General features: G+C 37.7%; 15 protein-coding genes and 2 pseudogenes. 10 read left to right on the forward strand and 7 right to left on the reverse strand.

The genetic code is table 11. The annotated features are described in order from the left end of the window. Positions 1–6 precede the first annotated feature (6 nt). From ACQ86H_RS08360 to ACQ86H_RS08405, 10 genes and pseudogenes are all read left to right on the forward strand, one after another. Entirely contained in the window at positions 7–1,752 is a 1,746-nt protein-coding gene (locus ACQ86H_RS08360) for a RagB/SusD family nutrient uptake outer membrane protein (RefSeq protein WP_431294452.1), read from the forward strand. A 244-nt stretch (positions 1,753–1,996) separates the two neighbouring features. Then, complete coding sequence (locus ACQ86H_RS08365; RefSeq protein WP_431294453.1) at positions 1,997–4,459, forward strand: glycoside hydrolase family 95 protein; 2,463 nt, start codon at positions 1,997–1,999, stop codon at positions 4,457–4,459. Between the two features lie 396 nt (positions 4,460–4,855). Beyond that, a complete protein-coding gene (locus tag ACQ86H_RS08370) occupies positions 4,856–7,699 on the forward strand; it encodes a glycoside hydrolase family 2 TIM barrel-domain containing protein (protein ID WP_431294454.1) in 2,844 nt (947 codons plus the stop codon). Positions 7,700–9,075: 1,376 nt separating this feature from the next. After that, positions 9,076–11,559, forward strand: a complete 2,484-nt coding sequence (locus ACQ86H_RS08375; RefSeq protein ID WP_431294455.1) for a ligand-binding sensor domain-containing protein — start codon at positions 9,076–9,078, stop codon at positions 11,557–11,559. An 8-nt stretch (positions 11,560–11,567) separates the two neighbouring features. After that, a pseudogene (locus ACQ86H_RS08380) lies at positions 11,568–11,642 on the forward strand (hypothetical protein); the annotation flags it as partial. 66 nt (positions 11,643–11,708) lie between these two features. Then, a complete protein-coding gene (locus ACQ86H_RS08385; RefSeq protein ID WP_431294456.1) occupies positions 11,709–13,118 on the forward strand; it encodes a hybrid sensor histidine kinase/response regulator transcription factor in 1,410 nt (469 codons plus the stop codon). A gap of 2,083 nt (positions 13,119–15,201) precedes the next feature. Beyond that, positions 15,202–16,221 (forward strand): glycoside hydrolase family 88/105 protein, encoded by a 1,020-nt coding sequence (locus ACQ86H_RS08390; RefSeq protein WP_431294457.1) that lies wholly within the window; start codon positions 15,202–15,204, stop codon positions 16,219–16,221. A gap of 150 nt (positions 16,222–16,371) precedes the next feature. After that, positions 16,372–17,479 (forward strand): annotated as a pseudogene (locus ACQ86H_RS08395) (DUF2264 domain-containing protein). A gap of 690 nt (positions 17,480–18,169) precedes the next feature. After that, a complete protein-coding gene (locus tag ACQ86H_RS08400) occupies positions 18,170–18,307 on the forward strand; it encodes a hypothetical protein (protein WP_431294458.1) in 138 nt (45 codons plus the stop codon). A gap of 731 nt (positions 18,308–19,038) precedes the next feature. Further along, a complete protein-coding gene (locus ACQ86H_RS08405) occupies positions 19,039–19,248 on the forward strand; it encodes a hypothetical protein (RefSeq protein ID WP_431294459.1) in 210 nt (69 codons plus the stop codon). Positions 19,249–20,451: 1,203 nt separating this feature from the next. Here ACQ86H_RS08405 and ACQ86H_RS08410 read toward each other — a convergent pair. The 7 genes from ACQ86H_RS08410 to ACQ86H_RS08440 form a co-directional block, all read right to left on the reverse strand. Beyond that, complete coding sequence (locus tag ACQ86H_RS08410; protein ID WP_431294460.1) at positions 20,452–21,072, reverse strand: hypothetical protein; 621 nt, start codon at positions 21,070–21,072, stop codon at positions 20,452–20,454. A gap of 55 nt (positions 21,073–21,127) precedes the next feature. Further along, entirely contained in the window at positions 21,128–21,889 is a 762-nt protein-coding gene (locus ACQ86H_RS08415) for a hypothetical protein (RefSeq protein WP_431294461.1), read from the reverse strand. 2 nt (positions 21,890–21,891) lie between these two features. After that, positions 21,892–22,194, reverse strand: coding sequence for a hypothetical protein (locus ACQ86H_RS08420; RefSeq protein WP_431294462.1), 303 nt, complete (start codon positions 22,192–22,194; stop codon positions 21,892–21,894). 167 nt (positions 22,195–22,361) lie between these two features. After that, the gene (locus ACQ86H_RS08425) at positions 22,362–22,784 is read right to left on the reverse strand and encodes a hypothetical protein (protein WP_431294463.1); all 423 of its coding nucleotides are present in this window, start codon (positions 22,782–22,784) and stop codon (positions 22,362–22,364) included. Then, positions 22,742–23,272, reverse strand: a complete 531-nt coding sequence (locus ACQ86H_RS08430) for a glycerophosphodiester phosphodiesterase family protein (protein WP_431294464.1) — start codon at positions 23,270–23,272, stop codon at positions 22,742–22,744. Before ACQ86H_RS08430 ends, ACQ86H_RS08425 begins: the two co-directional genes overlap by 43 nt. Before the next feature lie 11 nt (positions 23,273–23,283). After that, a complete protein-coding gene (locus tag ACQ86H_RS08435) occupies positions 23,284–23,796 on the reverse strand; it encodes a RagB/SusD family nutrient uptake outer membrane protein (protein WP_431294465.1) in 513 nt (170 codons plus the stop codon). A 182-nt stretch (positions 23,797–23,978) separates the two neighbouring features. Beyond that, the gene (locus tag ACQ86H_RS08440; RefSeq protein ID WP_431294466.1) at positions 23,979–24,671 is read right to left on the reverse strand and encodes a RagB/SusD family nutrient uptake outer membrane protein; all 693 of its coding nucleotides are present in this window, start codon (positions 24,669–24,671) and stop codon (positions 23,979–23,981) included.

A 24,671-nucleotide genomic window follows, 5' to 3' on the forward strand; every position in this document is an offset into this window, starting at 1 on the left:
ATAAAGATGAAAAAAATATTTATTTTATTAAGTTTAGTGATTTTATACACTTCGTGTAAGAAATCAACCGATTTTCTGGATGGTCAAGCAAGTACTGGAGAAACGGAAGAATCTATATTTACAGATAGCGTCAAGACAATCGGGTTTCTTAGTAACATTTATAGTGGGATTGGATATAGCTTCAATAAGACTAGATATGGTGGACACGGAAATACCGAAATGGCAACTGATGACGCGGAGTACGCATATTCTGGCACTGGTCAGCCGATTGTAATAATGTATAGTGGCACTATATCACCTAATAATTTCTTCGGTCAGGGTGGGGTGGCAGATTTTTGGTCAACCCCGTACTCCAACATTAGGAAGGTTAATGTGCTATTGGCGAAACTACCACTATCCCCTTTAAGTGCACCATTGAAACGTCGATTAGCTGGTGAGGCGAGATTTCTACGTGCATGGTATTATCATTATCTATTGATCAATTTCGGAGGAATACCACTTATCGGTGATAATATCTATGGAATTTCTGATGTTATCAATCTGCCGAGGTCGAGCTTCCAGGAATCCGTTAACTACCTTATAAGTGAATTGGACGCTGCGGCTTCAATTCTTCCCGCCCCCGGGGATTATGCAGAACAGGATTTTGGCAGAGTTACAAGAGGAGCTTGTCTTGCACTAAAATCGCGTGTTCTATTGTATGCAGCAAGTCCACTGTTTAATGGTTTTTCCGTAGCGTCTGGGCAACTTGCAAGTATCGTCAGTTATCCGGCTTATGATGTCGCTCATTGGCAGAAAGCCGCAGATGCAGCTGAAGCAGTTATTAACAGCAATTATTACAATTTGATGGAGGATAACGTCACTGCACCGGGATATGGCTTTTACAATACATTTTTAAAGAGATATCCAAATACTGAACAGATTTTTGCACTTCAACGAGCCACAAATAGGGACTTTGAGGGCTATTACAACCCTCCTTCAAGAGGAGGAGCAAAAAATTCTCAGCCAACTGAACAATTGGCACGATCTTTTCCGATGAAAAATGGTAAATCCACCTATGATCCAACTTCGGGTTTCTTAGAATCAAATCCTTATTTGAACCGCGATCCGAGATTTGGATATTCTATTATTTACAACGGTGCTTTATATTATAGCACAACGACTGGCACAAAGGTTCCTGTAAATACCTTTGATGGTGCGCCCACTGATGGCTACCTCTCAGCAACAAAGGCTGGCCCGACAACAACTGGATATTATAGCAGGAAAATGTGTGATGAAAATATTTCCAGTAACAGTACATTTGTAACGGAACGAGCCTGGCCTTTGATACGATATGCGGAGATTTTACTCAATTATGCGGAAGCAATAAATGAAACAGGTAATACTGCTTTAGCTTATCCAAAACTTATCTCCATTCGGAAAAGGGCTGGCATTGATGCTGGAATTGACGGGTTGTATGGCATGAAAGCTGGGATGACCGTATCGGAAATGAGGTCCTTCATTCAAAATGAACGGCGGATTGAATTAATGAATGAAGATCATCGATGGAATGATATAAGAAGATGGAAAATTGCTGAAACGGTGAATAATGGTTATAATAAGGCGATGTTGATAACAAAGTCTGGTAATAATTTTACTTATCAGGTTACTAACACAATCCGCTTACATGTATTCAAACAACAGCACTATCTGATGCCTATTCCTCAGGTAGAAATGGCGAAGATGCCTGCTATGGTTCAAAATCCAGGGTACTAAGCGGTATGATCAAACAGTGAATTCGTAAAAATCCACTGTTTGATTGCTTTGGAAAAGATGATAATAAGTCCATTGACATTTATTTGCAGAAGTTACTTCCTATATAATAAGTTGCTGGGAATAACAATTTTTGTCGTAGAGCATGATCAAAAAAGGCCTTAAAAGGAGATTTATGCTTGTAAAATAAGGAGTATGTTTGAATAAATTTAATATGACCATTATTCCTTTTTGAAAATCAATAACTATGAAGAAAACTATTATTAAATGCATTTTTTTATTTTCGATAATTGTGCTTGTCGCCTCAACCCCGTCCAATGCACAACTTAATATTAATGAGGCCCCGAAAGCTAAGGTTTGGTTTAACAAACCTGCTAACTCAACTACTCCTGATGTAGCAAATGTTTTTGAAAGTGATCCTGAATGGCTAAAGGCTCTACCCGTTGGTAATGGTTTTCTGGGAGCAATGGTTTTCGGAGACGTTAACCGCGAGCGCATTCAATTGAATGAAAAATCTCTTTGGTCGGGTAGTTTCCAGGATAGTAATAATCCCGCGGCCGCAAAATCATTAAAAAGCATACGTGATTTGCTATTTTCGGGAAGGTATAAAGAAGCCAGCCGACTTACCTCTCTAACGCAAGTATGTAAAGGTCCCGGATCCGCGGGAAAGCAATATGGAAGCTATCAAACACTAGGCGATCTCTTTTTTGACTTTCAGACAGATGCGCCTTATTCAGATTATCGTAAAGAACTTGATTTGGATAGTGGAAAGGTTATTATAACCTATACACAAGGAGGTATCCGTTTTAAGCGCGAGATATTTGCAAGTTACCCAGACCGTGCTATTATCATCCGGTTTACCGCAGATAAAAGGTATTCCATAAACTTTAAGGTAAGGCTCACCCGTGCTGAACATTCTAAAACTCAAGTTCAGAAGGATCAGCTGTTAATGACTGGAAATCTTGAGAATGGTCTAGATGGACAGGGAATGGCCTATGCTGCATGCCTTAAAGCCGTTGGCAAAGCCAAAATAAGCTACGTTAAAGATGCAATTCTGGTCAAGGATGGTGATGCAGTCACGCTAGTTCTAACGGCCAATACAGATTACGCACAAATCTATCCAACCTATAAACAAGGTGATCCATTAGCTAGCTCTTTAAAACAATTACGTAGGGTTAAAGCTATTTCTTTTAATAAGTTAAATCAGAGGCATACAGCCGATTACAGATCATTGTATAGTCGGGTTAAATTTAACCTTGACCAATACGGCGAAGATACCATACCTACAAATATTCGTTTGGGGAACAAAGATGACCTCAGATTACAGCAAACCTACTTCCAGTTCGGGAGATATCTGCTGATAGCCTCCTCGCGTAGTGGCTCTTTGCCTGCAAATCTTCAGGGAATTTGGAGCAATAAAATAAAAAGTCCTTGGAATTCTGATTATCACACGAATATCAACCTCCAAATGAATTACTGGCCAGTCGATGTGTCAAATCTTCCTGAATGTTACTCGCCTTTTACTGATCTGGTTGAATCACTAGTAAAGCCAGGGTCAGAGACTGCACGTATCCAATATGGAGCTAGTGGTTGGTGTAGTCAGGCTATCACTAACGTGTGGGGCTTCACCTCACCAGGCGAAGGTACAGGCTGGGGACTGTACACTGCAGGTGGCGGCTGGTTAGCCCAACAATTATGGGATCATTATACTTTCACAAAAAATCGAGCATATTTAACAAGAATATATCCTATTATGCTGGGATCAGCCAAATTTTACCTTTCCTGGCTAGTTAAAGATCCCAAGACTGGTAAGTTAGTATCTGGTCCATCTACCTCACCGGAAAACAAGTTTTTTGCGCCAGATGGCTCTGAGGGATCAATAACTATGGGCCCGGAGCATGACCAACAAATTATCCACGGTTTGTTTTCAGCTGTTATACAGGCTGGAAGGATACTTAAGGACAACTCATCTTTGCAAACACAGTTTCAACAAACGTTAAACAATCTATCAACATCTAAAGTTTCTGCTGATGGCAGGTTAATGGAATGGCCAGAAGATTTCAAAGAGACAGAGCCAACACACCGACATGTTTCACATCTTTTCGCCTTGTATCCAGGTGTGCAAATAAACCTTCAGAAAACCCCGGAACTTGCTTCAGCATCTAGAAAAACCCTGGAATCTCGTACCGATGTGGGCACGGGATGGTCTTTAGCTTGGAAAATTAATTTCTGGGCAAGATTAGAAGACGGAGACCGTGCATATAAACTTCTTCAGAACCTGCTCAATCCCACAACCAATTATAAAGTTAATATGTCAAACGCTGGAGGGACTTACCCCAATTTGTTTTGTGGACATCCACCTTTTCAAATAGATGGCAATTTTGGAGCTACAGCTGGAATTGCGGAGATGCTGCTACAGAGCCAAAATCAGGAACTTCGCCTGCTACCCGCACTTCCATCAACATGGAGCAGTGGCGAAATAAGCGGATTGATGGCACGTGAAGGTTTTGAAGTTGATATGAAATGGAAAAACGGAAAACTATTAACCACAACAATACGATCAATTAATGGTTCCTATTGTAAGGTGCGTAGCACTTCTAGACTGCTACTAGAGGGTGTAAAAACTTTCCGGGAAGGTAATTTTTATGTGCTTGAATTTTCCACCATCAAAGGCAAACGCTATCACTTGTCCACCAATTACGGGTCTTAAAAAATCCATTATAACATTCTATAAGCTATCTCCAAATCATTCAAAATATGAAATTTATATTTATCCTCCTTTTTTCTCCATTTATTCTTTTCGCACAAAAAAAACAGTTATTCCTTTAGAAGGAGTTTGGCAATTTAAACTCGACTCATTAAATATTGGAGAGGCTGAACATTGGTATAATAATGTTTTGCCGTTCAAAATTCAACTTCCTGGATCAACCGACGTCGGCGGATTTGGTAACAAGCACGTCAATGGTACGCCTCTATATGACGGAAGGCCCGAAATATACCGATTGGCTCGTAAGCGAGTTTACATAGGTGCAGCCTGGTATCGAAGGGAAATTACACTTCCGCTGGATTGGAAAAAAATAATATATATATTAGCCTTGAAAGGTGTATGTGGCAGACTAAGGTTTGGATAAATGGTGCCTTTGCAGGAGAACAGAACAGTTTATCAATTCCTCATCAATACGAAATATCCAAATTTCTTCGAGCTGGAAAAAATTTCGTAGCCATCAGAGTTGATAACAAACCTCAGGTCAATCTAGGTTCTTGGAGCCACGGTTATTCGCCAGAGGTTCAAACCATTTGGAATGGCATAATTGGTAAGATAGAACTTCGTAAAGTTGCACCAATTCATTTCAGCAATGTACAGGTTTATCCTTCTTTTCAAAAAAGATTACTTCAAGTAAAAATGTCATTGAATGATTCTGGCGCAAAAATGATTTCCGGAAGGTTAAGGCTAACAATAAAGGCGGGTAATAAAATTATTAAGAGTTTTACTCAGGACATTCGCAATAAGTCCATATCGGAACCACTTACAATAACGGTTCCGATGAACGGTAAGTTCAAGCCCTGGAATGAATTTACACCTAATCTATATAGGCTGCAGATAGATGGCAAATTTACCAATAACAATGCCGATACTCATGAAGTTACCTTTGGAGTGCGGGATTTCACAGTCGAGCAAGGTCGTTTAGTCCTAAATGGCAAAAAGCTGTTTTTAAGAGGGGAACACGACGCTGGGAGTTTCCCACTTACAGGCTATCCCTCAATGAAGAAGGACGATTGGCTTGCAATTTTCCGGAATGGAAAGTCTTATGGGTTAAATCATTGGCGGTTCCATTCGTGGTGTCCTCCTGAAGCAGCATTTGAAGCAGCTGATGAAACTGGTATATTACTTCAAGTTGAATTGCCATTATTCTCTCAATCGTGGGAAAATTCACTTGTGGGAAAGGACCCTAAAATTGATGAATTTTTACAGGCAGAGCTTAAAAGGGTGTTGGATACTTACGGTAATCACCCTTCATTCGTACTTATGTCCATGGGCAATGAGGTAAAGGGCGATCCCAAAGTTTTAGAAAAATTGGTAGCCTTTGGGAAACGATATGACACACGTCACCTATACGCAGGGTCAGCAAATCTGGAAGCTATGGGCCTCTTCGAAAGATTAAAAGGAGACGAATTTCAGGTCGCCCATGCAGGAAAATTTAAGGGCAGGCGTTTTGAAAGGCGCATGAAAGATTATTTCGCAACAGAACAACCCAATACCGAGAAAGATTATTCCTATACGCTTCAGCCACCATATAACCAATGGCCGATTATTAGTCACGAAGTAGGACAATGGACCATATTTCCTGATTTCCGGGAAATAAGAAAATATACAGGTGTCCTCGCGCCAAGAAATTTTGAGATTTTCAAGAGTAGACTCGAGCAGAAGGGAATGCTGAACCAGGCAAGGGATTTTTTAAATGCTTCGGGAAAATTGTCAGCTTTGCTATATCGTGAAGAGATTGAACGGCTCTTACGTACGCCTAGAATGGGAGGATTTCAACTGCTTGATTTACATGATTATCCTGGACAAGGAAGCGCCATGGTCGGTTTGCTTAACCAGTTTTGGGAATCAAAAGGCCTGATAACCCCTGAGGAGTTTCGAGGTTTTTGTAATGATGTTACATTACTCCTAAAAATGCCAAAACGAACATGGTTAAATAATGAAGCTTTCTCCGCAGATCTGGTCATCCCCAATTATTCCTTATCCGATATCCCCACAATGAATGTTAAATGGGAAGTTTTAGCTGATGGCAAAATAATCAAAACAGGAAGTCTAGTGGGTACAAGGTTGAAACAAGGTGATGTAAACCTCCTCGGCCATGTCTCTTTTGATCTGTCAGGTATTTCCCGCGCTTCAAAACTGACTATAAAATTCAAAGAGAATCATTTGGGGATTTCCAATAGTTACGAAATATTCGTCTATCCTGCCTCAAAAAAAGTTGATGTCCCGGAGAATATCACTATTGCAACTACGGCAGACAGTGCCTTGTTGAGAAAAATTAGAGATGGCGCTACTGCGCTTTTAGTCACAAACAAATTGCCTGAGACCGAGCGAATGACTTTTACAACGCCATTTTGGTCTACCATTATGTTCGATTATCAGATTAAGACTATGGGGATATTATGTAATCCTGATCATCCTGTTTTTAAAGACTTTCCGACTGATTTTTATTCAAATTGGCAATGGTGGGAACTTACTAATAACGCCCGTGTATTGCGTCTGAATAAGACAGCACCTGAATATCGCCCGATAGTTCAAGTCATTGATGATCCAGTAAGAGACGATAAATTAGGTGCCATCGTGGAAACGAAAATTGGGAAGGGCAAACTTTTGCTATGTACATTTGATATTTTATCGGATTTGGATAACCGTTATATAGCCCGTCAACTCTTAAAGAGTACATTAGATTACATGGCTTCGCCTGCTTTTAACCCCAAAGAAAATAAAGAGCTCGTGGAGCTTATTTTTACTAAAAGCATTTCCTCTGCAAATGAAGTCCTGTCGGTTAAAAGTCTATATGAACATCCGGAGAGCCCTGCTCTTTTTGCCTTTGATGGCAACATGGAATCATTTTGGGAAACAGATGCGTATACCAAAGATGCAAGCTGCGTAGTCGAATTGATTAAACCAAGGTTTGTAACGGGTTGTAGAATAACGGTTTCCGATCAGAATATCAGACCGACTGCTTTCACGGTATACGTTACCGACAATCCCAAGGAACCTGGACAACCTGTTATTGAAGGCAAAATTCCAAGTAAGGATATCATAGAAGCGAAGCAATGGGACAATGGCTTTACTATACAGAGAGGTAAGAGAGGGAAATTTGTTATTCTAAAATTAAAAACTAATGAGAAATCGGAAATTCCTTTAAGATTGTCTGAGGTGCAGTGGATTTTTGGAGACTAGATAGTTATTCCATTACGCAGCGATTTGAACGATCTAATGATTTCTAAATAGTAACCAAGGCTTACTCGTAATGGATGTTGCTAAACTGTTAATTGCGGAGTCAGCGGCTGAGGGCTTATGTGATATCAAACATAAGCCCTCCACGCTTCGTAGCAAAGTTTGGCTGAAACGGAATACTCTATCAAAAATTAGAATTACTAAGGATTACATAATAATAACGACAGTTCTTAGAGCTTATTTAAGAAATGCAGAAAAATTTATTCGTAATTTAAGATGACTTATACACATTTGATTATTAGGGTGCAATAACTTTAAATTTAACCATTTTGAGTATATACATTTGATAAAGTTTGTCAAACGCGTAACGATCCCCCACTGCTGAGTTTAACAAGCGACTCTTATCCTTCAAAATCTTTAATAGTAGTTCCCACCAAAAATGCTAAAATGTACTATGAAATAATAGCAATGATGCAAATTATCACAAATGCATGTAACTAACAACGTAAAAAAAGCAACCAGACGAGACACAGCAAAATATACCTTTTATTGCAACCTTTAAATCATGATTCTTTTCTTAATATTGGTAGAACCTAATAGAGATTATCTAAGGATGCTAACTATAAAACGATTGTAAAGGATAAATTGACAACACCTGCCTTGAATTTTGTGACATTTCATAGAATTACACTATCTGAAATCAATTAAAGCCGCACTTTCAGTTATGCAAAAAACGACGCAATTGTTATCAGCAAATATAATATTTGTTTTCAATGAAGCTTGCAGTTATGATAAATCTGTTTGGTTCTTGAGATTTGTGAAAAGATTTTTGCCAATCAACATGGAAGTATCAAATCGAAGTCCTACTCGTAATTTTGTAGGCGGAATGTTTGAGTAGGAAGGCTATGGTTACCTCATATTCGATTAAGCCTTTTGTAGCTATCATCAAATTTATAATATGCTTTTTTCATTTCTGAAATTGAGCAAAGTTAGTGAATTTTAGGTACTTTTGTTTCAGCAGTAGCATTGTCGTTGCTTCAAACAAAGACTATTTCACAAACAGTTTTCCTTGTGCCTAACCACACTTTGGGTAAACTTAAAAATAATGATTGTTGCAACTCAAATTTTCCTTAAGAGTTATGATATGTTTTGCATGCCAAACTCTTAACTGATTGTTAAGATAAAGGCTTTAATCTTCAACAGATGTCCTATGTTAAATTTATAGGTAACAATGTTATGATGTTTTTGATAGTCATTACCTTTCACACTTCAGCATATAAGAGGTTTATAAATAAAATTCTCATTCAAAAAATAACACATACGATCCTGTAAATGAATATCTCAAAAAAATTAAGAGTTGCCTGATATTCGTATTTTTCATGTTGGTGCACAATGTAAGCTATTCGCTTGAAGAACTTCCTTATACAACGCTTGGGATTGAGAAAGGCCTGTCCAATAATTCCGTCAGAGCAATATTTAAGGATTCAAATGGATTTATGTGGTTCGGTACTCATGATGGACTAAATCGATATGATGGCTATGATTTTCTAATCTTTCGAAGTATACTAGGAGATCAGAGCTCTCTACCACATAATTATATCTACTCTATTAACGAAGATAAAGATCAAAATATATGGGTTGGAACCGGTCAGGGAGTGGGCATTTATAATCCCCTTAGTAACAAATTTTCTGCTCTTCAGGGCATTCGTTGGAACGATCCAAAGCCTTTTATACTGAAAGCACAAATTCAGAAGATTCTGGCGGACAATCGAGGCGACATGTACATCGGAACAAATGGATCTGGGTTTTATGTTAAACGTAGCGATAGGAAATATGCTGAACAGATTTTATTAGAAAAAGATGGGGCTAAAATCCCACATTTTAGTGTTTCGGATATTCTTGTAACCCCAAAAAATGAGATTTATTTACTTATTGAGGGGTTTGGGTTATTTGCCTTTAACCGCGCGACAAAAACTATACAACTTGTGGTTCACCTGCCATCCTTTTTATCATGCATGGCACTGGATCATAAAAATGGGATTATAATTAGCACTCGCAACGGTTTGCGAAGATTAAATCTAAATTCTGGTAAATTAGAAATGCTATCTATTATAGATAACGCGAAGTTGTCTGCGGATATAGTTATAAGCATGCATATCGACTCGAGTCATCAACTGTGGCTTGGTACGAAGTCGAGCGGCTTGAAAATTACCAGATTGATGCAGGATAAAAAATATTGGAAGCCAATAGATGGGTTTATTGAAAATCAGTTGATTTTTACAATATATGAAGATCCGACCGGTAGAAAATGGGTTGGAAGTTCAAAGGAAGGAATAATAATATTTGATAATAGGAGTCGTGGTTTTAAAAGTATTTCAGCCACTCCCCACCTCGAAACAGGTTTAGCAAGTAATTATGTTTCCTCTTTCTATGAGGATAGGAACCATAAAATTTGGATTGGAACAGATGGTGGTGGTGTCAGTATATGGGATCGCAAAAGAAATTCATTTGAAAATTTAAAAGAAAATCCTAATAATTCAACCTCAAGCAGCAATAATTTCATAAGCTGTATAAAAAGCGACTTTCTTGGGGATATTTGGATTGCTACATATGGCGGAGGAATAACTAGAATTATTAAAGATACTAAACGCTCTAAACGCTATAAATGCTTGAATCCATTCACAGGATTCGAAAACGATAACATTTGGCAACTTTTGGAGACTCATGATAAGACATTTTGGGCCACAACATTTTCTCATGGAAGGCTTTACTATTTTGATAGGCAAGAAGATCGTTTCAAAGTTTTCGATGAAGAATTGAAAGAAAATTTACTGTCATTAGCTGAGGATCGTAGTCATACATTATGGGCGGGAAATGTATCGCAACTCATTAAGATGAATCGAGATAAAAAGATCTATGAATATAACGAAATTGGAAAGCCAGTAAGAGCGATTACTGAGGATTTGTTTGGTAATTTCTGGATAGGAACTGAGGGTGGGGGGCTAATTTTGTTTGACCGAAAGCGTAGAAAAATCATCAAGCAGTTTTCCACTGCCAATGGTCTATGTAATAATTCAATTCTTGCAATAGTGGAGGACAAAGGAGCACTGTGGTTAACTACTTTCAGTGGACTTTCAAGATTCGATATAAAAACACAAAAATTTTTAAACTTTTATCAGGAAGATGGTCTACAAAGCAATCAGTTTCTCGATAATTCAGCTCTGAAGCTAAGTTCCGGGGAAGTCATTCTGGGAGGCTTAAAAGGATTTAGTATTTTTAATCCAGATAGCCTCCGTCCGAGAAGTGCATTAGTTCCAGTCGTTATAACTGGAATCCGAATCAATAATGAGCAGGTCTCCTCAGACGATAATGGTATAGTGGGAGGCGTAAAAAATGGGAATATAACAAAGATCATTGTCCCATTTGGTGAATCTTTGTCTGTTGATTTCGCAGCGCTTGAATATAGCCTTCCTGGTAAAATTGTCTATGCCTATTATCTGGAAGGCTGGGACCGGACCTGGAACGATTCTAAAAATGTTCGAACTGCGAATTACACTAAACTTACTCAAGGAAACTATCGGCTAAGAATTAGAGCTTCAAATTCAGATGGCGTTTGGCAAAAAGAGGAAAAAATTCTTTCGATTAAAATATTACCACCATGGTATTTCACCGTCTGGGCATTTACATTTTATGTTATTCTAATTTTAGCAGCTGGTTATTTATTTATATGCTATTATAAGCGTCAATCGTTTTTGAAATATCAAGTGGAGATTGCTAATGCAAACGTTCACCGGGAAAAAGAAATTATCGAGAATAAACTTTCTTTTTTACCAATATATCCCATGAATTCAGAACGCCCCTGACCCTGATAATAAATCCGGTAAAAGAATTTCTAAATAGCAAAGAGAGCTTTGTAGATCCAAAGGAACTTATAATCGTTTACAGAAATGCCAAAAGACTTTTATCACTTGTTGACCAGTTACTTTCATTCAGGAAATCAGAGACACAAAGTTTGAAAGTACATAAATTCGATCTCATCAAATTCAGTAGGGAGATTTTTATCTCATTCACGCATGAGGCAAAATTAAATCATATTGTCTACACTTTCATCACGTCCAAAGAAGAAGTGTTTGTTTTTGGAGATCGTGAAAAGCTTGAAATGGTGTTATTTAATCTTCTCTCTAATGCATTTAAATTTACACCGAGTAATGGATGTATAACAGTAGAGATTAATGTTTTAGAAAACTTAGTTGTGACGCAAGTAAGTGATACTGGTTCGGGTGTTTCCAATCAAGCGAGGTCAAAAATTTTCGACAGGTATTATCAAGACAATACACGGCATTCAACTACCGGATTTGGAATTGGATTATTTCTGGTAAAAAAGATAATTGATGCACATCACGGGGTGGTTGACTTTCAAAGTGATCTTGGGAAGGGGTCTAAGTTTACTTTTGGCTTATTACATGGGTCGACTCATTTTGAGCCTGAGGAAATTATAGAAGATAAATCTATGTTGCTCTCATCTAAAGTGTTGGATGTTTGGGATGATCACCAAGCATTGGAAGTTGAGCAGCTAGCCAATATTCAAGAGGAAGTTGATGTTCAAACACTCGATATCACTACGGAGAAGAAAGCAATTCTTTTAGTGGAAGATGATGACGATATCAGAATTTATATCAGAAAAATTTTTATAGATAGTTATTTGATTTTCGAAGCTCTAGACGGTACTGAAGGTCTCGCCCTGGCAGAGACACATATGCCAGATATTATTATCACAGATGTGATTATGTCTGGTGGAAGTGGATTGGATTTATGTGCAAATATAAAAAATACTCCAGAACTGAGCCATATTCCCGTGATTATATTAACATCTAGCTCTTCATCAGAAATTAAACTTAAGGGTATCGAACATGGAGCAGATGACTTCATAACCAAACCATTTGAAAAGGATATCCTAATTGCTAGAGTAGCAAACCTTTTGAAAAGCAGGACCAAACTTCAACAATACTTTTTCAATGAGATCACTCTCAAATCAGTCGATTTTAAAATTTCTAACGAGTATAAATTATTCTTAGAACGATGCATCTCCATAACAGAAAGGCACCTAGATGACTCAGATTTTAATATAAAAACACTTGCCGATGAGTTAGCTACATCACCTTCAGTACTATATCGAAAAATCAAGGCGATTTCTGGCAAGACAACAATAGAATTTATACGTTATATTAGATTGAGAAAGGCAGCACAGCTTTTAATTGATTCAGAATATAATATAAGCCAGACTGCAATCCATTGTGGCTTTACCGATATTAAATATTTTAGAGAACAATTTACAAAGCTTTTCGGAATGAGACCCTCTGACTATGTGAAAAAGTACAAGGCTAATCTTTCATTAAAACACAGGGTCATTCGCAAATCTTGAAATTTTGAAAAAATTAAATAAACGATTTCAATCGCAAGCATTCCTGATAACGCCTAACTTTTTTCGTCATCTGCTATTGCTTTGAGCCAGATTTGCAAAATTCTAAATAAGATTAGGGATCTGGTGTATACTTGCTTTTTACTTAATTTTGTCCTTCTATCTGAATTATTTATCTGATAAATTACTGTTTATGCTAAAATTAAGAAAGCAATCTGATACTGGATTACATTAATGTTGATTTAAGTTTAGCTCCATTAAATCATAAATTAAGGGATAAAGCAGGCCATAAAACAGTTATCCCACGTAATTAGAAAATCATTAGATCTTACCAAGAGTATGAAGTTATTAAGAATACCATTTCAGTCGAACCATTCTGCAGATCCTATGCAGTGCTTAGTGGCAAATTTTAAGGCGGCACGACTTTTTATAGAAGGTTTAATGTTTTGCTCAAGTTAGTTTCTCAGAACTTTCTATCAAAGATCTCATTTAAATCGTTATGTCTTCGCCTACAGTTTTTGAGAGTTTAGGTGTCGATAGATTGAAGATCCAGCTTCATCAAGACGAGGGGACGATTACATTATGTCATTACTCATTAAAAAATAAAGGTAAAGTAATACAAATATTATCTATACTAATGGTATTGGCAGTCAGAAAAGGCTAATGGTTTACTCTCATTTCTAGAGGCGAAATCAACTAGATAATTAACCTGAAGTATCATCATTTTTGCAAGCCGATTTTTGCTAATAGGCAAACTGCTGCTGTTTCAGGAGCATATATACAAGATGATCGGTAGTGGAAACTTCGAACTAGCCCCTCGCTTCGGCCAGATGGTTTGGGTTATTCATATCAGTGAGATCTAGATGCTTGAAAAAAGACAGGATATTTATTCCTTTCATCGAAAAAATCTATCAATTTACTCAATAGATTGACTAAAAGAAATTTTATGGTCAGACCACACAACATTATCTTTATTAAGCTGGCGAAGAGCCATTTTTATTACCATTTAGGCTGAAGCTTCTTGTCTATGAAATAGCAGATAAATTTCAAATGGAGAGACCAGCTTGTCACTGGACTTAAATATACTTGCATTTTATCAAAATTTGTCTGTAGTTGAAATTCAGTATTGTACGGCAAACGTGAATAATGAGGTGATTTTGTAACTAAGTCAAATTTGGTTTTTTGGCCAACAATGCCAAACCTTTATTGAACTAGGGGAATTAAATTTATGAAACGAAAATTTTTTAAAAAAGTTCGAGAACCTTTAACCAGCATACATTCATAGCCTGAAGAAAACGCTATATTTTGTTTCAGCTTAAATTACCCACTTAAATAACTGTATTTACCCCCTTTTATCAGTAAATTATTTCGCTATTTTGCCAATACCTACAACTTGATCAGTTAGTGGTTTCCCGACAAATTGAGTTATAGTAATGTTGAAACTTGAAATTTTCAGCTTGAATAGAATTGGAGTAAGCCCTAATAGCAAAAAAAAGATTAACAAGAAAACAACGAAAAATATTAATTGACAGCTTGTTGTTGGAGTTTCTTTTTACTGCAATTTTGTTTAGCCAAAAAGATTAAAGACCAGGCAATAATTGCGCATATCAAGTTACACCTTTTAAAGGTAGCTACGGAAAATGATGTATACTATTTCCTAAAGTCGGAAAATGATAACCTTTTCGAAAATCACAAGGTAGGGTATGGTGTGGCAGATTCGCAACCGATACTATATTTTGCCCATGAACAATCTGATTTTTGCTGATAATGCAAAGGAAGGGATTTATGGGAACCCGACATGAAAGTGTGATTCAGATCGTGAAGATGATATATAATTTATCATCATTTTGTGCAGTCTACAGAAATCATGATGGGCAATGCAACAAGCTATACCCGGGAAGTATGCATTGAACTACTAGTTTTAACGATGCCAGGGAAATTTGCATGTTATTTTTACATTAAAACAAATAGAACTTATTAAATTATGAAAAGAAATAAATTTATAACGCTAATCTTTGCTCTGACTCTGCTTGCGTCGAATATAATTTGTGCACAAGAAAGTGAAGCCGTTCTAGCGAAAATAAATTTGGTTAACCATTATTGGCAAGCCAATAACAAACCTCAAGTAAGGGCATTTTGGGACCATGCGGCTTACCACACTGGCAATATGGAAATTTATCAACTCACAAAAAATGAAGCTTACAGGAAATATTCTGAAGATTGGGCCATATACAACAATTGGATGGGGGCTAAATCCACTGATCAATCGCAATGGAAATATCAATACGGTGAGGGGGATGATTATGTGCTTTTTGGCGATTGGCAAATTTGTTTTCAAACCTATATCGATTTATACAATATTCAGCCTGATGAACAAAAAATAGCTCGGGCGAAAGAGGTAATGGGCTATCAAATAAATACTGACAAAAATAATTATTGGTGGTGGGCAGATGGATTGTATATGGTTATGCCGGTGATGACCAAACTTTACAAATTAACCGGAAATAAGAAATTCCTCGAAAAGCTTCATGAGTACCTAACCTATTCTAACAGTATTATGTATGATAAAAAAGCCAAGCTGTACTACCGTGATGCTAAATATGTTTATCCAGAACATAAATCGAGTAACGGAGGAAAGGATTTTTGGGCAAGAGGTGATGGATGGGTTTTCGCTGGTTTAGCAAAAGTGCTGAAAGATCTGCCTAAAAATGATCCGCACCGCAAAGACTACCTTAAAATTTATAAAGGTATGGCCATGGCCATTATTAATTCGCAACAAAAAGGTGGCTATTGGACCAGAAGCATGCTTGATCCACAACATGCACCTGGGCCAGAGACCAGTGGTACCGCATTTTTTACATATGGTTTATTTTGGGGTATCAATAATGGTATTTTGAAAGAAAGACGATTCCTTCTATCAGCTAAATTGGGATGGAACTATCTAACTCAAACCTCCCTTCAAAAGGATGGAAGGGTTGGTTTTGTCCAGCCGATTGGTGAAAAAGCCATTCCCGGACAAATAGTAGATGCAAAATCTACAGCAAACTTTGGCGTTGGCGCATTTTTACTCGCTGGCTGTGAATATTATCGTTTCTTAACCAAATAAAAATAAGTTCTCTATGACTCCTAAAAATAAATACATGATTTTGCTCGTTCTGATCATGATAAGTTTTTCGGTTTTTTCACAGAAAAAAACCATCAATCCAAAAAAACAGTGATTACCGATCGTCAGTTTTGGTTAGCCCAAATGGAAAAAATGGTTCGGCCTGTTATCTATAATCTGGCCAAAGATAGTTTACGCATTTCTATGCCGCAGGTAACTTCCGTTCATGTCGATAATAAAGAACATCGAATTAAAGTCCAATATCTTGAAATTCTGGGACGGGTATTAAGTGGCATTGCACCCTGGCTACAACTGGAAGGGGGAGCAAGCAAGAGGTAGATTTAAGACAACAATATCGGGATTGGGCCCTGCAAGGTATTAAAAATGCTCTAGACTCAAATGCCAAAGATTTTATGAACTTTGATATTGGCGGTCAACAGCTTGTGGATGCATCTTTTCTAGCCATTGCCTTCACTCGTGCACCATGGCTTTGGGAAAACCTAGATAAAAAGAGTCAGTCACTATTGGTTAATTCAATAGCTACCACAAGAAGGTTCAAGCCCGTGTTCTCCAACTGGCTCCTGTTTTCTGCTATGAATGAAGCTTTCATGGCTAAATTTGGTTATAATTGGGATCCGATGCGTGTTGATTATGCTTTGCAACAAATGGAGCAATGGTACACTGGAGATGGCATGTACACTGACGGGACATCATTTGCTTTTGATTATTATAACAGTTATGTAATTCACCCTTATCTGGCAGAAATTGCGAACATTATCGGTAAAAAAACAACTGCGTATAATGTCATGTTTGATAAAATTCGTAAACGAAATGAGCGTTATGCTATTATTCAGGAGCGTTTGATCAATGCTGATGGTAGTTATCCTGCCACGGGTCGATCTATTATATATAGAGGAGCTGCTTTTCATCATTTGGCGAATATGGCTCTGAGAAAGGCATTGCCAAAGCAACTTAGTCCTGGACAAGTAAGGAGCGCTTTAACAGCAGTCATCAAAAAACCTTAGAAAGTCCGACAACTTACAAAGCAGGCTGGTTGACGATCGGCCTTTATGGAGCACAACCTTCCTTAGGCGATTTTTATAACAATCAAGGAAGCCCTTACATCGCATCCAACATATTTTTACCACTTGGCTTATCAGAAAGTGATCCCTTTTGGGCCAATCCTTCCGAAAAATTTTCGGCACAGAAAATATGGGGTGGAGAAGATTTCCAAAATGATCATGGAGCAAGTTTAAAGTAAATACAGATATGTAAACATTCAACTCCGTTAGTTTATCATGCAGTTAAAATCTAAATGAGGACTTAAGGATTAATTAAAATAAAGGAACTTCAATTGTAAATGGTTTTATGGAAATCAAATTATAGGTATGATCAAAATGAAGGAGAAAAGTTTCAAATAAATGTTTTTTTCAAGCCGCTGCGGCTCAAGTTAGCATGGAAATTAACGGAAAAGTCTTCTTCTGGTGTAGCTGAGAAAAAGAACTGTTTTGAAAAAAGAACCAAGGACTGAATCGGTTAAGAATTGCAGTGTGCTGGCGCTTTTGAGTATAATTCCTGCTTAACCAAAGAATAACGCGTAAGATGAACATAAAAATTCTTTTCACTTATTCTAAACGGTAATTTAAAACTTTAAATATCCAAATTTTGAATATTTAAAGTCATTTTGAAAAAAAATGCCGCACAATTATTAAAAGATTTATGCACTAAATTCCAAAACATCTAGAATGTATGAAAAAACATTTTCTTGCTCGGTGTTTTTTTGCTCAGTGGGATGAATATCTATACCCGAGAGCCATTAAGAAGTCTTCCACCTAGTTTTGTTACTAAGCCACCTTTTGGTCCATGGTGTCTAGTTGTCATAAATTATCGATACTGCAATAAGGATTGCAGATTGATCGAAAGCTTAATCAAACCGAAATATATTGAATCATTGAAAGTAGAGACAGGCGGTACTGGAGCTGCAATGGAGGGATATAGGGCCGCAAATGGGATTGTGGTAATTGAAATTGAAAAGCGTAACTGGAAATCAGAATTTCCTAAACTCAAACCTTATCTCAAAGGTTTGTGATATCATTTCCTAAAACATTTAATTTTTTTTGAATATTTTGCAAAGGTAAAATTGTGTCATCAACCTGAGATTAACCACAATCTCTTACATTATTCTCAGTTTTTGTATTATAGGTTTCGCTATTCTAAACTGTTATGAAAATGTTTTTACAGCAAAAAATAAGATTCGTGACTATACTTTTTTACTATGAGACAGTATTTTATGCTCGATATCGAAGGAGGTGATGATTACAGAAAGATATTGTTAATCATCTATGATGCCAATACTTTTATATTCAAATCTTGTAATTGCATCTTTGACAGGTGTCAACTAAGTTTTTGTAAATCAGTACTATTATAACCAATATCGTGTGTTTGTCTAAGCTACTCTAGTTTATGCCATTGCCTTAATAAAACAGCAATCGCTAAATTTAGCCCATTTCCCTAAATTTGGATATTTATATATTCCCTTTAATGAAGTTCTTCATAGCCGCTAAAACTGAAAGCATAAATTTTTGTGTTTCTGGAGTCTAGTGGATCGAGCAAATTGTTGGTGCATTTCTTCGATGAAATTGGCTCCCCTGAAAAAAAATCTTTTCTCCATAGAGTTCATAACTGGAAAATCAGCGACATGGATAAGAATAAGATAAAAATTTATCTGGATGGAGCCAGCTCAGAAATACTCAAAAAAATAGTTAAGGCATTGACAAAATACAAAAGTGTCGTAAAAGTTGAGATGGATTTAAATTCATAATGTCAAAGCATATTGCATTTACCATTAAAGAGAACATTATTGCCGGTTATGTTCAAGGTAAATGGCAACTTACTCCATGCTCAGAAGCTTTAGGAGGCTTAAGGGTAGAGCATACAAATCAAAAGTATGATACGCAGTTGCCTACTTCTGTACCTTTTAAAAGCGGTAAAATTTGGTATAACCGATTTCCTGCCAAGTGCAATTTTTAAGTATAGCTTAAACGAAGATCAGAATTTTAAAGGTAAGTATTTACTTTTTGGTAAATCCCAAACTCTTTGGATGTGGGACGCTGATTTTCCATAATGCAATAGAGTGAAATTCCGATACCCGGGAATCTCTGTTACCCGAATTTTAATCCTGCAAAACTTCTCTAAGGTAATTATGGTCAGCTTATTTTAATTTACACAACAATAACTTCTCTTGTTTTTCAAATCAATTATTTATTTAGAAATGGGCCACGAGGTTCTCCGCCCTTAATTGATGTCTATGTGAATGCGCTGTTGCCTTATGTTTTTTATTCCAATAAAAACCAGGATTTTTATACTATTGGTCTAAGCAGAGTGATTTTCCAGGGATTGGCATATCTTGGCAAACAAAAGATTATGTATATCCGATCCATCTATCCGATGGAACTGGCCGCTCCTTTTCTGAAGGTATCCCTTGAAGTTCTGGTTAACCGATACTCTGTATAATAGATCATCGCCTTTCACTTCATCTATTACGATCAAGTCGCCTCCTATTTTTATCTGTTTTCTAAATGTCGCGCCTTCAATGCTCATTATATATTGTTTTTTCCCATTTTTAGCATTCCAATCTTTTTGCTTCACATTACCGCTTTACTGTTTAAATTTTGACCGGCAAAATCATGCGGATTAAGGTAACAAAAAGTCCTGCAAAGATTCCTAATTATTTTAGTAATTCAAAATAATTTCTTAAGATTTATAAGGTACTCGTAATGATTCCTTTCCACCTATTCTCGGTCCTGTTAATCCTATTGAGATCGCATCGGGCAATCGGTTGGCGATTGACAGGCAATTAGATACATGATTTATACGTTTAAACACACCGGGTAATTATACAAATTTATGTATCTGTAGGATTTGATTTCCTAGGATGGTTAAATTAAGGGATAAGGTAATTCTCACGGCTCACTATCGAAAAAGATTTGAATTGCTATTTTTTTGAAATTGATGCAAAAAAAGAAAAAAGCGAACATTTTTTCTTTTAATAGCCCAACTATTTGATTCCTAGTGTCAGCTAGTGAACTTAAATCACGCTATTATAACCGAAACATGATTTATAACAAAATTCACATTGCCTTGAAGAACAATATTTCACCTATGAAGGTTAGGAATAAAATAATTTTCAAAAACAAGGGTGTCCGATTAAACGGACACCTTTGTTGAGTATACTTAAATCAATCGTTTATAGTCGAATTTTACGCCACCGAAGTAGTATCCGCTCATTTGACCTGGGATATATTCAATTGTATTTAACTGAAGTACGAACAATGCGGTTGTTTTAAGGATGTTATCACCTTTAAATAATACCAGGTAGCGGTCTTTTACTGGAATCATTCCGTATCGTTTGCCATCACTAAACGTAAACCAGGTCTGTCTCATTTCATTTGTTTTTTCAGGATCTGTGGTAGAATCTACAACCTTAAGGTTCGTTGCAAGTACCTGCTTTAGACTGATGCTGGATATCGAAGTACCTGAAACATCAGCATATTTAAGCGTGTAGCCATTGGCTGCATGTATTTCACGGCATAAGTTGCCGTCAAAACTAAGCAGAACAGAATCTCCATTAACCCGGTTTGAGTTGAGGTCATAACTTATTTTCCCCCATTTATTTCCCTGGATGCCAGCAACTGAATCAGGAGTAATGAAGTTAGCTTGTTTAACACCATTTGATAGCAATTGCTCGCTATTTTTACCATTAAGGGACTCCTCAACAATGGAGTGTTTTTTACAACTGCTAAACGATGCCAAGGCAACGAGAGTACAAAAGGCAAGTTGAAATGTAGTTTTCATAGAATATCTTTTAAAATTATAAATGTTAGAAAATTTGCTTCTGATCGCAGAATCTTTAATAATAGTAGGCTGTGTTTCTAAATCCTTTATTTAACCAGTCGTTAATCAGATTAACCGGCTCATCTGTAGTAATCCAGTGTATGCCCATAGAGGTTAGCCATTGCCAGCTTCCACGATTATCCTGGGTATCTGCCTTTCCGGACGAAGATTTATAATAAAGACTACTTAATGTATAGCAGCAGGTGCCGTCTGCCTTATTGAAATTATTGCCACCTGCATCAGGTATAGCGTTAAAGCAGCAAGCTGTCTTTCCATCTCTCCAAGCTTGGTTCAAGATATCCTGATGAATACCATTTTGTTGTTTAATATTAACTTCTACGCCAATAAAATAGGGTTTGTTTTTGAACGAATTATAGTGTGCCAGACAATTAAGTTTATCCACCATATTAGTGGTATAAACAGGTACGAATCTAAAGTCACTATAATTTCCGCCCCTTAGTCCCAAACTACTTTCAACGTCGCCCGGCCCACTGTAGATTGTTGCATTCAACTTGAAAATAGTCCATTTACGGCTGGGAGTTCCCCAGGCATTTTTCCATCCTTCGCCTTCATTCATGATGTCCCAACATACTTTTGCAGCTTTCTTATCTTTAATGTCTAAAGCCAGTACAATAGCAATTTTCTGGTCGCGGATGTAAGAAAGGACCTCTCTGAATGTGGGTAAATGCTCGTTGGTTAACCTGCCGTTTTTATCCTTTAAACGAAGAGTTTTCAACGCACTGCTGTACCAACTGCTTACCAGATCATTTCTACCCATCCCTAACTCCGTTGTTCTACCCAAGTTCCAGTCATGCATGAGTACAGGCTGCCCCCTTTGTCTAATTTGATATCGATTTCTACCATTTCAATTTTCATATCGGCAGCACGTTTAATGGCCAGTAATGAGTTTTCCGGAACCCCATTTTCACGCCAGTATCCCCTGTGGGCACAAACGGCGATCAGGTCATTTTTTCGCCCAGACTTTAAAGTGTTGATAACCTTATCTGTATTTAAGAGTTGTGCCTGTAAAAAGGTGGCCGTAAAGACCAGAAATATTGATAAACTAATTTTTTTAATGTTCATAATCATGTTTTTTGTTGTTTATTTAAAGTAGTTGTTGTGACGACCATTAACCTATAGGGAATCGATCTTTTCTTGATGGGCTGCTATGGAGGTTTCATTTTTACACGCTTCATGATAACTATTGATTGAATTTAAAATGTTGATTTAGAATGATACCTTGATTAGTATCAATGGTGATGTTTAGTAGATTTTAAGTAAAGAAGCAGCTCCTTTGGCCGGTCAGTTTGGATCACACTTGCACCTGTTGCAATAAGCCAGCCCCAGGCTTGGTCGGGCATGGACTTTTCCACAGCCATGTCATCATCATGTCCGCCATTGTGTTCGGGCCAGAGCGCATTAAGCCAGATGCTTAGTCCCATTTTCCTGATTTCTGGTATCCACTTTACAAAGTCTGCCTTATCAGAAGAAAAGGTAGGGTGGATAAGAGTGTGCTTTCGGTGCCTGTAAGAGGTAATCACCTCCTTAACATCCGCTTTACGAATATCTATAAGTATATTAATGGCAATGCCATCCAGGCGCAATGCCGGATACCGCCGGTTCAGGCTATCTAAAGAAATAGGTGGAATGTTATAAATGATCTGTTCTTGCATCTTTTTTTTCGGATCATTGCCAGCGCCTGATCCAAATAGTCGAATCCCTTATCCACACAGATAATAATGTTTCCTTTAGCGATGGATAAGTATTCCTCTAAGGTAGGAACACGGTGTGCAGTAATGTGGCCAGTTCCATTTATCAACCAAAATTTTTGAAGCTGTTCCAACGTATAATCTGCAACTTTTCCCTTTCCATTCGTAGTTCGGTCTATAGTTGGGTCATGCATAATAACCAATTGCCCATCGCTGGTTTTCCGCAGGTCAATTTCAATAATATCAATACCCAATGCTATACAATTTTTAAGTCCCTGCAGAGAGTTTTCTGGCGCATTTCTCCAATCGCCACGGTGGGCAGCAACAACTACCTCTTTCCCCTTAAAAATTCGGGTGAGGTCATTAGCTGCTTGCTTTTGTGCAAATGCCGGAAATGTGATTCCTGCAACGATCAGTATTAAAAACATCGTAATTGGTCGTGGCCTTTTCATCTATATTCAGTTTAATAGCCAGGGTTTTGTGGCATAATGGAAGGATTGCCTATTTTCTCAACTTCTGTTTGAGGGATAGGGAATAATAGCCTGAACGTAGGCAGATTGATATTTTCCTCCTGCCGGATAGCTGAAGTAGCATTTCCGGTTCTAGTTAGTAATAACCATCGCTGACCTTCATAGGCTAGCTCGAGTTTGTATTCTTGTTGAACGGCATCGCGGAAAGCTGCCTGATTGGGTAAGCTTGCTGATGTAAAATTTGGGTCGGCAACAGCTGAACGTTTGCGTACCTTATTCAGGCAATCAAAGGCATCACCTGATGTAGCATAACCCAATTCGTTTACGGCCTCCGCATACATCAGCAATACTTCCGAAAAGCGTAGCAGTATCCAATCATTTTCGGCATTCTGTGTAGTGGACGAGATTACGTCCATGAACTTATTAGGAACAAAGTTATTACTGGTGCCCGAGCGTGCATATAATAAAAGATCTCTTCTACGATCATTAGCGCCATATGCTGCCAATAGCTTTGGTGGAACTAGTGAAGATTTTGCAGAGGTGGTGCTCAGCCACAAGCCATGACCAGCTCCAGGTACCTCTTTATTGTAACGGATAGAAAATATAACTTCTTCATTATTCTTATTTGTTACCTTGAAAACCTCGGCAATATCATTAAGCAGCTTATACCGGCTGGTGAGTAGCGGTTTTAGTAAGCGTTGTACTTCTGCATAGTTTTTTTCTCCATGAGCACTTTCGCAAGCAAAACGGTGGCTGTTCCGGATGTTGCCCTACCTAAATCTGCCTCACCAGCAAAACGTTCAGGCAGGTTTTCCCTGGCAAAACGCAGGTCCTCTGCCAGTGTGCTTAAAATTTGATCGGATGGTACACTACCTGCCCTCAATGATTCTGATGGACTAACCGGGTGGGTAATGAGCGGTACATTGCCCCAAAATTTAACCAGGTGATAATAATGGTAGGCCCTGATAAACCTGGCTTCGGCTTCAATCTGACTTCGTTGCACATCACTAAGACTGGTATCTTGCAACCGGGCAATTATTTCATTGCAGCGGCTAATTCCGTTATATAGGTTTCCCCATACGTTCAGCAGGATCTGATTAGAAGGATCGTCTGCAAATTTATCAATGTTATACCGATCTTGCGTACCCGCGGTTGGTGCACCAAGCGACAATTCATCGGAACGGTAGCTGCTCAGTTCAAAATACATTGTAGGATAATCTGTAAACCTGGCGTAAGCACCGATTAATGCGGTGTTGAAATCTTTGGCCGTTTTATAATAGTTTTCTGCGTTTGCTTCAGACTGAGGGTTAAGGGTTAAGAATCCCTTTTTACAACTGGTCAGTAACAGTGATAATAAAATAATGGATAGTAAATTTTTCAT

Origin of the sequence: Pedobacter sp. P26, from assembly GCF_050632135.1 — a bacterium.
GTDB lineage: Bacteria > Bacteroidota > Bacteroidia > Sphingobacteriales > Sphingobacteriaceae > Pedobacter.